The organism is Parashewanella spongiae (assembly GCF_004358345.1).
Classification (GTDB): Bacteria; Pseudomonadota; Gammaproteobacteria; order Enterobacterales; family Shewanellaceae; genus Parashewanella; species Parashewanella spongiae.
The window spans coordinates 3003801-3017097 of the sequence record NZ_CP037952.1 but is presented as its reverse complement, the minus strand read 5'-3'; the positions used below and the strand labels follow the sequence as shown (position 1 = coordinate 3017097).

Sequence of the window (13297 nt, the reverse complement as noted above, 5' to 3'; positions counted from 1 at the left end):
GCTATGATCAATCATTAACTTGTGCCCACATATATTCTAAGTTGTATTCACGTTGTAAGAAAATCATCGTAATAAAAAGCATCGAATAGCAAAATGTTCCCATACTAAAATGCATATCCGCAAAGTCGGCTAAATTGAATGTCGTAACAAGCAAACTGATGATATAAATTTCAGGCATTGAAAATTGTTTTAGTAAGTTTTGACTTTTTAAAAGTGCCTTGTATGTTTTTAGCCAAAACGGAGTGATAGGCGATGATTTAACGATGATGGCTTGTAAAAAAATTGAACTGATAAGCAAACCGGGCGCGACTATCGCAACGATAAAGACAGCTAATCCAACAATCCAATAACCTTGTTCAAATACAATATAAGCTCCATCAAAAACTGTTGCGGTTCGTACACTCCCTAAAAAATGTAATTCGAGCACTGACATAGTTACAGCTGGAATAAAAAATATTAGTGCTGTTAAGCAAAGCGCTAATAATCCGTTAATGGTGCAAAAAGGCGCATCAAAAAGAACCGTATGGCATCGAGGGCATAATGCTCTAACATTTGATGGTAAGGCTCGCTTGGCTACAACTAGATCACACGAATGGCAAAGAATTATAGCGTTAAGCTCTGGGTTTTGGTGTCGACTCACCGATGTTCATCCATAAATCAAGCCTTCAATTCGTAAAATTGTATCGTAAACAAAGGCAGCCAAAATTTTGCCTAATATTAACAGATTAGTCCTTATAACAAAATTTTTCATTGAGCTTCTTTATTAATAACAAGGTGATCACTGTAAATTTCGCCTTATAATCCTAGGGTCTGTTGATCTTTCAGGATTAAATTTTGTGCTATTTGAGCATTTATCTGTTCAAGGCGTGATCAGTGATGCTTAGCCATCTAAGTGAGCTGGTCACAACACAGAAACAGTGAATGATCAAAAGCATCGAAAAAAGAGAGAGCGTAAATTGGTCGCTCTTTCTAAATAAAAGGTGCTGCGTTATCGTTTTCTTATTTGGAAACGAAGTAACGACAGTTTTGTATGTCGATAATAACCAAACCTCACAACTCTGCCTTGCATAAAATAATCAATTTATCGCTGCAAAAACAATCACGAAAGATCAACAGGCCCTAGAAACTGCGTTCTAAAACGTAAAAAAAATGGCTGATATTAAGGCGTAGCTTGCAGCAAGTAGTTATTCTACTTGCAAAAGTTACAACGCAGATAGCAGCCATTTTAGCAAGCTTGTGAGCGTAGAGCATTTCACTCACTAGGTGAAAAACATGATAATAAAATCATCGTATTGCTCAAACAGTTACTTATACACTCAGCGTTCAACTGATGTTTTATGATAATACACTTTACTGATAATCATTTGAGTTAGTAATGAGGCTTCTGTAAAGTGATAAGTCTTTGCTCCTGATCAGTACTCGCAATCAGTGAAGATACTTGATTATCTATGATAATTGATTGGGCAATAATTTAAATTTAGGGGGCGTCTTTGCTGTATGGCTAAAAATCAATTATCACGTTTTTGCTCAAGTATTAATCGACCCGTTTTTTTTGGTTCGACATTATCAATTTTAATACTTATTTGTTACGTATCTTTTTTTCCTTTACATGCATCAGAATATTTTGCCTATTTACAGAATGAAATCATCCTTAATGCGAGCTGGTATTATGTCGCAGTAGTTGCAGTTATTTTATTTTGCGTGGCGTTTTTAGGCTTGTCGCGTTATGGCGATGTCAAACTTGGCCCTGATCATTCTGAGCCCGAATATAGTTTTGCTGCATGGTTTTCCATGCTCTTTTCTGCAGGAATGGGGATTGGTTTGATGTTTTTTGGGGTTGGCGAGCCTGTAATGCATTTCCTATCACCGCCAACGGGCGAACCAGGTACAATCCAAGCCGCTAAAGAATCATTGAAAATTACTTTTTTCCATTGGGGACTTCACGCTTGGGCCATTTATGCAATTGTTGCACTTATATTGGCTTTCTTTGGTTATCGTCATGGTCTACCTTTGACCCTTAGATCGGCTCTGTATCCGATTATTGGTGATAGAATTTATGGGATAGTGGGTCATGTTGTCGATGTATTTGCCATATTAGGTACAGTATTTGGTGTGGCAACAGCATTAGGATATGGTGTTTTACAAGTTAACTCAGGTCTCAATTATCTATTTAATATTGAGGTGAGTACGACTGTTCAAATTGGGCTTATTGTTGGTATTACTTGTTTGGCAACATTATCTTTAGTATCAGGTTTGGACAAAGGCATTAAAATCCTTTCTCAAGCGAACCTAGGTTTGGCTATTCTGCTGGTTATCTTCGTTGTAGTGCTAGGGCCAACTTCAACTCTTTTGCAATTGTTTGTGCAAAATACGGGGAGTTATCTTTCAGATATTATCGATAAAACATTTAACCTCTACGCATACAAGCCGACAGATTGGATGGGAGGATGGACACTCTTTTATTGGGCTTGGTGGTTGTCATGGTCTCCTTTTGTTGGAATGTTCATTGCTCGAATATCTAAAGGCAGGACAATCAGAGAATTTGTTTGCGGAGTCTTGTTTGTTCCCACATTGCTCACATTTATTTGGATGACGGTATTTGGTAATAGTGCGATTGATATGATCATGAACCAAGGTGCTGTTGACCTTGGAACAGTCGTTCAGCAAGATGTTTCTTTAGCTTTATTCAAATTCTTAGAGCACTTTCCGTTTTCCAGCCTTTTGTCTTTTATCGCAATTATTATGGTGGTGTTGTTTTTTGTTACATCTTCTGATTCTAGTGCCATGGTTATCGACATGCTTTCATCTGGTGGAAATAGTAACACGCCAACTTGGCAACGAATTTTTTGGTCAAGTTTGATTGGTACTGTAGCATTAATTCTCATGCTAGTAGGTGGGCTTAAGGCATTGCAGACAGCGACTATCATGACAGCATTGCCATTTTCAATAATTTTATTAGTGTCAATGTATGGCCTGTTTAAAGCACTAGGTATTGATGCCACTAAAAAAGATAGTTTGGCGCAAACCACATTAACGCCAAAAGTCGGTAAACAATTAATTCAGTGGCAAGACCGTTTGGCTAACTTGGTGAGTTTTTCCGGTAAGTCCGATGTAAGGCAATTTATTGTCGAAGTCGCTACGCCTGCTATGAGAGCCGTGGTAGATGAGCTTGAAAAACAAGGCGTGCAAAGTGAAGTAAAACTTGATGGAAAAGGCTCGCCTTCTTTAAGAGTTTTGCATGGTGATGAACGTGATTTTACGTACACTATTATTTCACGTTCTAATTTACAACCCAGCTTCGCGAATGATGAAGGTGATGAGTCGAGTTTGAAGTACTCTCGAGCGGAAGTATTCTTGAATGAAGGCGGGCAGGATTATGACATCATGGGATATACCAAGGTACAGGTTATTGGGGATATCATTGATCAATACGAAAAACACATGCACTTTTTACATCTGTTGAGATAATTCTTTGAATAGTTGGGAGTCTTTCTTTATAAGAGTGTTGCAAAGTGTAGCCGCCTTGTGACACTCTATCACTGTGTATAAATACAGTGCGGAGATGCTATGACAGTCGTCACTCAATTTGTTGTGATCAGGGAAGGGGTAGAGAAAATGACATTTACTTCAAAAAAAGAAGCTGATGCTTACGATAAAATGCTAGACATAGCTGACAATCTAATCCCTTTCATTGAAAAGTCCGATTTGGAAATTGCAGAAAATGATGTAGAAAAGCTATCTTTCTATCTTGCTTCTAATAAAGATGATTTACTTGCTTTACTCAAAGGTGCATCTGCAGTAAAACAGACACCTCCAAAAACTAAGAGAAAACTAGAAGCAGCTTAATGTCTCCAATCTAGATATTCATTCATGGGATATCGCTGTAGATTGATGCTGTTTATTTTAAGGAAACACATGAAGTCTGAATTGTACGATACTTTAAACCGCCAAGTTCTGGCGTTGTTTGAAGGCGAAACTGATCTAATTGCTGCTATGGCTAATTTATCAGCATTATTAAACGAACACCTTAGTGAAATAAATTGGGTAGGCTTTTACCTCGCCAAGAATGATGAACTGGTACTTGGGCCCTTTCAAGGTAAAGTTGCCTGTGTACGTATTCCAATGGGACGTGGTGTTTGTGGTACAGCGGCTGCCGAAAATAAAATTCAGCGTATTGCCGATGTACATCAATTTAAAGGACATATTGCTTGTGATTCCGCAAGCAATTCGGAAATTGTAATTCCAGTCATACAAAACGATAAAGTTATTGCAGTGCTTGATATTGATAGTCCAAACTTCTCTCGCTTCGATGAACAAGACCAAAATGGACTTGAAACAATCGTTGAAAGCTTCGAAAAATGCCTATTTGCACAACAAATGCACAAAATTTAATAAATCAGGGTCGCAATTGTAAGCATCAGCTTTATAATAGGCGGCTGCTTGCGGCCAGTAATGACAAAATGTTAGGTCGCTCGAATAGGTGAATTTTGTTACTTTTTATTTATTAGCACTTTATAGCTATTGATATGAAGTAAACTGGGCTTTAAGCTCAATAGAATTTTACGATGATAAACGACACGAACCGTACACCAACTGCTTGAAACGGCCGTAGTCCCAGTAAACGTGGAAGTAATAATGGAATCAACAGAAAAGTTGACCGATACTAATGCAATTTTAGCGTATTTATATGAATCTTTTCCTCAGTGTTTTATCGCTGAAGGGGAAGTGAAACCGTTAAAAATTGGTTTGTTTCAAGATTTGGCTGAAAAATTAGCTGATGAATCTAAAGTCAGTAAAACTCAACTTCGAGTAGCTTTAAGACGTTACACCAGTAGCTGGCGTTACCTTAAAAGTATTAAGGCTGGTGCAGTTCGAGTAGATTTATCTGGTGAGCCTTGTGGTGAACTAGAAGAAGAGCACATTGCTCATGCTCAAAAAAGTTTGAAAGAAAGCCAAGAGCGCGCTAAAGCTAGACGATTAGAAAAAGCAGCCAAAGCTGAATCATCTAAACCAGATGACGCCAAGTCAGATAAGACAACCACAAGAAAGCCTGCTTCAAAACGCCCTCGTAATGATCGTAATTTCAAGCAAGTTCAATCAAAAGGAAAGCCTGCTGGAAATAAAACAGTGAGTTCTCCGGTTAATTTAGTACAAGCAGAATTGTCTCAACTAAGCAAAACGCAGCGCGTGAACGTAAAGTTAGGTAAATCTCCTGTTTCTGGTGTTATTTCAGAAATAAATAAAGAAGAAGTAATGGTTCAACTTGACAGTGGCTTAACAGTTAAAGTTAAAGCTGAACATATTTTACTATAGTAGGAAGGTCAGTTGATCTTTCAGCTTTAAGTTCTATACCTTACAGCTAGTTTAAGTGCTAGATTTTAAAGACTGTATGTGGCACCTGTGATATTGAATTCATGGGTGTCAGTTATGATGTGCAGTTTTTTATTTTTCAAAAATTAGTTTAAGAATGGATAGAATATAAAGATAAAAGGCCTCAAATAAAGGAGTAACTTGTTGATGCGAAAACTTACGATGGCTACGTCTCTAGCCACAATCTTAGTCGGGTTTAGTGCCTGGGCTATTCCTCCCAAAATTTTGATCAGCGAGTTACCAGATTTAAAACAAGAGCAACAACACTCTGTCACCAGTAAACGTATTACTGATTTGTTTACCCGCACTCACTACCATCGATTCGTATTAGATGATGCGTTTTCTGAAAGAATTTTTGAGCGTTACCTTTCTTTGTTAGATTATCGTCGCAATGTATTAACTCAAGCGGATGTTGATGGTTTTCAGAAATATGCTGATGACTTTGATGACATGCTTAAAACGGGTAATCTCACTGAAGCCTATACCATGTATGATTTGGTACAAAATCGACGCTATGAGGGCTTTGTTTACGCATTGAGTCTACTTGATAACAAAATGGATTTCACGAAAGCTAATGATCAATATCAGTTTGATCGTGAAGATGCCAAGTGGCCTAAAAATACTAATGAAATTCATGAATTGTGGCGTCAACGTGTTAAATATGATGCTTTAAATTTAAAGCTTACAGATAAAAAATGGGATGAGATTGTTGAAATCTTATCTAAACGCTATAACAACGCATTAAAGCGTTTAACTCAAACCAATAGCGAAGATGTATTTCAAATTGTAATGAATTCGTTTGCTCGTACCATCGAAGCACACACAAGCTATTTATCTCCACGTAATGCTGAGCGCTTTCAACAAGAAATGAACTTGAAACTGGAAGGAATTGGTGCCGTTTTGCAAGCAGAAGACGATTACACCATGATCCGTAGCTTAGTAAATGGTGGGCCAGCGGCAAAAAGTGAACAATTGTCTGATGGTGATAAAATTATCGGTGTAGGGCAAGATGGTGAAAAGATAGTTGATGTCATCGGCTGGCGTTTAGATGATGTTGTCGATCTGATTAAAGGACCTAAGGGCACCAAAGTTACACTGCAAATTTTACAAAAGAAGGCAGGATCCAGTGCGAAACCTCTTGATGTTGTGATTACACGAGATACTATTCGACTAGAAGATAGAGCTGCGAGTTCGAAAGTCATTGAAGGTGATGTTGGCCAATATAAAAACCGTAAAATAGGTGTAATTGATATCCCTGGTTTTTATATGAACCTTTCAAGAGACGTTTCTAAAGAGTTAGCAAAATTAAAGGCTGAGAAGGTTGAAGGTATCATCATTGATTTACGTGGTAATGGTGGTGGAGCATTAACTGAAGCAACGTTATTAACAGGTCTGTTCATCCAAAAAGGACCTGTTGTTCAAGTTCGTTATGCTAGTGGTCAAGTGGTACAAAACAAAGATGAAAATAACGCGGTTACCTACGATGGTCCATTAACGGTTATGGTTGACCGTTACAGTGCATCTGCTTCTGAAATTTTTGCAGCTGCGTTGCAGGATTATGGTCGAGCCCTGATTGTTGGTGAAGCTACTTTCGGAAAAGGTACTGTTCAGCAACATAAAGGCTTAGAGCGTATTTACGATATGTATGATAAACCAATTGGTTATGTTCAATATACTATCGCAAAGTTTTACCGTATCAATGGAGGCAGTACTCAGCTTAAAGGTGTGACACCAGATATTATGTTCCCAAGTGCGCTAAAACCCGGGGAATTTGGTGAAGCGGAACAAGAAAACGCTTTGCCATGGGATCAAGTACCTGTAGCAGATTATAAGAAGGTAGATGACATTTCTCCTGCTTTGATAAAACGGCTTACGGCTAAGTATGAGTCACGTATAAAAACAAACGTAGAGTTTGGTTATATAGCTCAAGACATTGCTGATTATCGTAAAAGACGTGATGAAAAAAGTGTTTCATTGGTAGAAAGTGAACGATTAGCGAAACAGAAAGATATCGACTCTAAGTCTCTAACTAGAGCAAACGAGCGTCGATTAGTGGAAGGGAAAAAACCATTTGCTGATTTAGACGAACTCGCAAAGCTTGATGATAAAGAAGATAAGTCTGATCCGCTACTTGAACAGACAGCAGACATTACTCTCGATTTAGTAGATGCAAGTAAGAAAAAACATTGATTAAATAGTGTAAATAACCTGAGGGTTGCTTACTCAGAGCTGAGGTTAAGTAAGACTTTACAAAAAAACGCGCCTTTAGCGCGTTTTTTAACATTTTAAACTAATACCAATTACAGAAATTAAATGCTCAACTCAGGGCTATGTATGTGCTCAAAGTGCAATCGAAATTGATGAAGGCATAGTTGTTACCGACATACAAAACTGTCGTTATTACATTGCTACGTCAAGACAATTTTGAGAAGTAATTTGAGCACATACAAGCTCCCGAAAGGCAAGGCTAAAGGGTTCCATTACTGCGTTTCAAGCACTTGAATTATCCCGACAAAAGCACTAAGTGCGTTGAACGCCAGTTTTGTATGGCGGCCGAAGGGAATATAGTACTTCGAGCTTGTGCCTTGTACTGAAACCCTTTAGCTCTTGCTGAGTGAGAGATTAATTACTGTAATTGGTATAACGATAATATAGGACCACTATGTCACAGCTACAAGCAAAATATCTAAAAGACTATAGTGCACCAGATTTCACTATAGATCATATTCAACTTAACTTTGATCTAAATGAACCCTACACATATGTGACAGCCATCAGCCAAGTAGTTAAAAAAAATAAAGAAGCTACTCGCTTAGAACTTGATGGTAATTCATTAGAGTTAGTATCGGTTAAAATTAATAACAATGCAGTTGAACACCAAATATTAAATGAAAAACTCATCATCCAGACAATTCTTGATAGCTTTGAATTAGAGATAATTACCAAGCTTGAACCAGGAAAAAATACTTCATTAGAAGGGCTTTACTTGTCTGATGGTGCCTATTGCACCCAATGTGAAGCAGAAGGCTTCCGTTGTATTACATATTACCTTGATCGTCCGGATGTGCTTGCAAAGTTCGATGTACGTATTGAAGCCGATAAAGAAGATTTCCCGTTCTTACTTAGTAACGGAAATTTATTAGATAAAGGTGAATTAAACAACGGACGTCATTTTGCATCATGGCAAGACCCTTATCCAAAACCAAGTTATTTATTTGCATTAGTCGCAGGCGACTTTGATCAACTAAAAGACTCTTTTACAACGCGATCTGCGCGTGAAGTTGAACTTCAGGTATTTGTAGATAAAGGAAACCTTAATAAAGCTAATCATGCAATGGCTTCACTTAAAAAGTCTATGGAATGGGATGAAACCCGTTTTAATCTTGAATACGATCTTGATATTTATATGATCGTCGCCGTTGATTTTTTCAATATGGGTGCAATGGAAAACAAAGGGTTAAATGTTTTCAATACAAAATATGTACTTGCAGATACAGAAAGTGCGACAGATCAAGATTTTCATGGCATTGAATCAGTTATTGGTCATGAATACTTTCACAATTGGACTGGTAACAGAGTAACTTGTCGTGATTGGTTTCAACTAAGCCTCAAAGAAGGATTAACAGTATTTAGAGATCAAGAGTTTAGCTCTGACGTTGGTTCAAGAGCGGTTAATCGTATCCATGCGATTAAAGTTGTTCGTAACCAACAGTTTGCTGAAGATGCTGGGCCAATGGCACACCCAATTCGGCCTGAATCTGTTATTGAGATGAATAATTTTTATACTGTTACGGTATACGATAAAGGTGCTGAAGTCATTCGTATGATGCACACGCTGCTTGGCGAAACTAAGTTTCAGAAGGGCATGGAGTTGTATTTTAAACGGCACGATGGCCAAGCGGTCACTTGTGATGATTTTGTAAGTGCAATGGAAACCGCGAGCGGCGTTGATTTACGACAATTTCGATTATGGTATAGCCAAGCTGGTACACCTATAGTCACTGTCAGTGAAGAATATAACGAGCAGACTCGAGTATACAAACTAGTGTTATCTCAAAACAGGCCTACTGTTGCCGGCAATAATACTGAAGCCATGCATATTCCTTTTGATATTGAACTTATAGATTCGAAAGGTAATAGTTTGTTTTCTGACGTGCTAAGTTTCACAGAACAACAACAGATTTTTACCTTTGAAGGTATTGACAGTCAACCTACGGCATCTTTATTACAAAACTTTTCAGCTCCTGTAAAAATTGACTATGAGTATACAGCCGATCATTTAGCACATTTGATGCGTTATGCGACAAATGAAGTTGCTCGATGGGAAGCATCGGTGAGTTTATTCAGCAAAACAGTATGGGGTTGTGTTGCGGCACTAGAAAACGGTCAAGCGATGCAGGTCGGTTCATTAGTCCAAGATGCATTCCGTGGTTTAATACTTGATCCTATGCTTGATCCTGCTTTAATTGCTGAAGTTATGAATCTACCTTCAGTAAGTGAATTAATTGAACAAGTAAGTACAGTCGATTTAGATAAGCTATTGCTTGCCCGCCAATTTACAGTTGATGAACTTGGGGTTGCCTGTGAAGATGAGTTAAATGCGAGATATCACGATTTAAAAGATCAAGATACAGTACAAGCAAGAGCACTCAAGAATGCGTGTTTGTATTGGCTGAGTCGAGTCGGTGAGCAATACGAAGCACTTATTGAATTCCAGTTTATGCATGCTGATAACATGACAGATTCTCTAGCGGCACTTAAAGCAGCAAGTAATGGTGAAGTACGCTGTTATGAAGTCTTAATGGCTCGCTTTGAAGAAAAGTGGAACAAAACTCCATTAGTAATGGACAAGTGGTTTATGCTGCAAGCTGTGGATAAATCCGAAAAGGTAATTGATAGCCTTAAAGCATTAACAGAGCATGCTGCTTTCAGTTACCAAAATCCAAATAGAGTTCGGTCATTACTTGGGACTTTTGCCGCCGCTAACATTGAACAGTTTCATAGAGCTGATGGTAGAGGTTATGAGTTTATCACCGAAACCTTGAAGTTGTTGAATGGTGTGAACCCACAAGTGGCGGCACGCATTATCACACCACTCATTCAATTTTCTAAGTTTGACGAGTTGAGACAAGCGAAAATAAAACACTGCTTACAAGGGTTGTTAGATTTACCTAATCTGTCAAAAGATTTGTATGAAAAAGTATCACGAGCTTTAAGCTGATAGTCATTTAGATTCTGATTAGGTAGATTTTTTCGAGTATCAAAAGAAGTATATTTAGTTTTGTAAGCGGCATCGTTTTCGATGTCGCTTTTTATTGAGTAGAGCATAAATCTTATGGAATTTTATTTTTCTTTATCAATAACTTCTCAGGAGTTTCTACGTTTTTATAAAGGAAATGCTGATCGCGTAGAAGTTATTGATGTTCATGGGCGTTGCCTTCATATTCATGCACGACATTTTTTACCATTTTTAAGTGAATCGGGTATAAGAGGGCAGTTTCAATTAACTCTTGATAATCAAAATAATTTTAAATCTCTAAAACCTATTTAGAGTAAATACTTTAAACTGTGGTTTTATTTCTGTTTTTCAAACTGGTCAGATGTGGTCGTAATTAAGTCTAATTAATTAGCATCTTACGTGAAAAGTACAACATCATAACCTCATGCAACACCGTCATTTAAACGCCTGTATAAAAATTAACATCAATTTGTTTAATGCTGCTTAAAACTTAAGGCTTTTTTTAACGTATTACATCTTGCTCATTGGTATTGAATGCTGTAACAATAATGTTACCTGTGTGCTAACAAGAAGTTGGCATATATTAAATAATTAGCAGGTTACGGAGAATTACAACAATGAACAAGTTTCAGCATAGTTTTAATCGGTCGGCGATTGCTTTGGGGGTAGCGTCGGCAATATCTCTAGGAATGATGTCTACAGCAAATGCAGCGTCTTTTAATTGGGGTGAGGTCAAAGGTACTTTCGATTCAACTTTCACCGTTGGTGCTAGCTGGCGCGTATCGGACAGAGATTGGAAAGATCAAATTGGTAAGGTTAATCACCCACGCTTTGATTTTGCTAACTACACAGCTTTAGGTAATACAATTTATCCTAATACTGAAATTTGGCAGCAAGAAGGTTCTTATTCGAGTAATAATGATTTAAGTAATCTTCTTTATGCTAAAGGTGATACCACTTCTGAAATCTTTAAAGGTTTGCATGAGTTATCCCTAGAGTATAAGAACTATGGTGTATTTGTTCGTGGTTCATATTTTTATGACCGTAAACTGATCGATGGTGATTTTGGCTATACAAATCAACTAACAGGTAAGCAGTTTGATGCCTGTGAAGATAAAAAGGCCTCTGAGGTTCAGTGTAAAGATATCCGTTTACTTGATGCTTTTGTTTACGGAAATTTTGATTTTAATGATGGTGCTAACCCGCTGACTGTGCGTGTTGGTAATCAAGTAGTATCTTGGGGGGAAAGCACCTTAATTCCCCATGGCATTGGTATCATTAACCCAGTTGATTTAAATGTATTAAACCAACCTGGTGCTGAGCTTAAAGAAGCATTCCGTCCTCAGGGAATGATTTGGGCCTCATTAGGTTTGACCGATGAGCTTACTGTCGAAGCATTTTATCAATATGATTGGCAACCCATTTGGATTCCTACGCCGGGATCAATTTTTGGCACTAATGACTTTGTTGGTTATGGTGGCTATTTAAATAATGCTCAGCTTGGCTTCAATTCTAATCCGGATATTAATCTTGATTTCTTGATTTCTGAATACAACAAAATTGGTGGTTTAGTTCCTGATTTACCTCTTAATCAACTTCCAGCCGAAATCCAAGCTCGAATGATCCAGTTAGCTCTGGCTTACCCAACTAAGACGACCTTGGTTGAAGATCAAGCTAAAGCTTCTGATGATGGACAATATGGTTTAAAGCTCAGTTACTATGCGCCAGAACTTGGTGAAACAGAGTTCGGTTTATACTTCATTAACTACCATAGCCGTCGGCCTTTAATCAGCGGAACTACGGCTGATTTCTCAACCAGTTCTTTGTTGGCTGATCTTCGAGTCATTGGTGAAAACGCTGGCTCGGTTGATCGTGATACTTTATTAAACCTCAACAGCTTCTCTAAAGCACAAGTTGTTTTCCCAGAAGACATCAAGCTTTATGGTTTTAGTTTTAATACTTTAGTCGGTGATACATCGGTTGCTGGCGAAATCAGTTATCGTGAAGATGAACCTTTACAAATTGATGATGTTGAACTGCTGTTTGCAGCAATGCCACAACAGTTAGCTAACGCTGGTATTCGTCCTGACTTAGATGGCATTTCTCAATACACCTCAGCAGTAAGTAATGTAGGTCTAGGTGAATACGCAGAAGGCTTTGTTCGAAGTGATACAACTCAAGCGCAATTTACACTTACTCATTCATTTGGTCGTGCATGGGGCATGGATAACCTAATAGCTTTGGCTGAGGTTGGTGGTGTATGGATACATGACATGCCCGATCCTGACGTGTTGCGTTTAAATGGTCCGGGTACGGCACGTTCTGGTGGTAACCCAGAAAAAGCAGGCGTAATACAAGCCTTGCATGATGGGCCTGAAACTAATCCATTCCCAACTGATTTTGCTTGGGGATACCGTCTTGTTACAAAAGCCGATTTTAATAATGTTTTTTCTGGCGTGAATATGTCACCACGGATCATTTTCTCCCATGATGTTAAAGGTATCACGCCTGATCCTATGTTCTTATTCACTGAAGGCAGTAAATCGCTCGCTATTGGTGTGAAGTTTGATTATCAAAGCAAGTGGGGAGCAGATATCTCATACAACAGTTTCTTTGGTGGTGTAGGTACTACCAATGCTAAAGCTGATCGTGATTACGTATCTTTCAACATTAAGTATTCGATTTAAT

The 13297-nt window shown here is 38.1% G+C and carries 9 protein-coding genes; 8 read left to right on the top strand and 1 reads right to left on the bottom strand.

What is annotated here, in order from left to right:
• Positions 1–7: 7 nt before the first annotated feature.
• Complete coding sequence (locus tag E2I05_RS11780; RefSeq protein WP_121853676.1) at positions 8–640, bottom strand: paraquat-inducible protein A; 633 nt, start codon at positions 638–640, stop codon at positions 8–10.
• 857 nt (positions 641–1497) lie between these two features.
• Between E2I05_RS11780 and E2I05_RS11775 the strand changes: the two genes are divergently transcribed.
• The 8 genes from E2I05_RS11775 to E2I05_RS11740 all read left to right on the top strand — a co-directional run bounded on the left by E2I05_RS11775 (position 1498) and on the right by E2I05_RS11740 (position 13296).
• Positions 1498–3468 carry a BCCT family transporter gene (locus tag E2I05_RS11775; RefSeq protein ID WP_121853677.1) on the top strand — a complete coding sequence of 657 codons (1971 nt, stop codon included), beginning with the start codon at positions 1498–1500 and terminating at the stop codon, positions 3466–3468.
• Positions 3469–3567: 99 nt separating this feature from the next.
• Positions 3568–3846 carry a YebG family protein gene (locus E2I05_RS11770; protein ID WP_121853678.1) on the top strand — a complete coding sequence of 93 codons (279 nt, stop codon included), beginning with the start codon at positions 3568–3570 and terminating at the stop codon, positions 3844–3846.
• Positions 3847–3915: 69 nt separating this feature from the next.
• Positions 3916–4392 carry a GAF domain-containing protein gene (locus E2I05_RS11765; RefSeq protein ID WP_121853679.1) on the top strand — a complete coding sequence of 159 codons (477 nt, stop codon included), beginning with the start codon at positions 3916–3918 and terminating at the stop codon, positions 4390–4392.
• 243 nt (positions 4393–4635) lie between these two features.
• Positions 4636–5313 carry an RNA chaperone ProQ gene (proQ, locus tag E2I05_RS11760; protein WP_121853680.1) on the top strand — a complete coding sequence of 226 codons (678 nt, stop codon included), beginning with the start codon at positions 4636–4638 and terminating at the stop codon, positions 5311–5313.
• 204 nt (positions 5314–5517) lie between these two features.
• Positions 5518–7560, top strand: a complete 2043-nt coding sequence (gene prc / locus E2I05_RS11755) for a carboxy terminal-processing peptidase (protein ID WP_121853681.1) — start codon at positions 5518–5520, stop codon at positions 7558–7560.
• Between the two features lie 472 nt (positions 7561–8032).
• On the top strand, positions 8033–10591 hold the full coding sequence (pepN, locus tag E2I05_RS11750; protein ID WP_121853682.1) for an aminopeptidase N: 2559 nt from the start codon (positions 8033–8035) through the stop codon (positions 10589–10591).
• 114 nt (positions 10592–10705) lie between these two features.
• The gene (locus tag E2I05_RS11745; RefSeq protein WP_121853683.1) at positions 10706–10921 is read left to right on the top strand and encodes a DUF2835 domain-containing protein; all 216 of its coding nucleotides are present in this window, start codon (positions 10706–10708) and stop codon (positions 10919–10921) included.
• Positions 10922–11226: 305 nt separating this feature from the next.
• Complete coding sequence (locus E2I05_RS11740) at positions 11227–13296, top strand: DUF1302 domain-containing protein (protein WP_121853684.1); 2070 nt, start codon at positions 11227–11229, stop codon at positions 13294–13296.
• Position 13297: the final 1 nt, after the last annotated feature.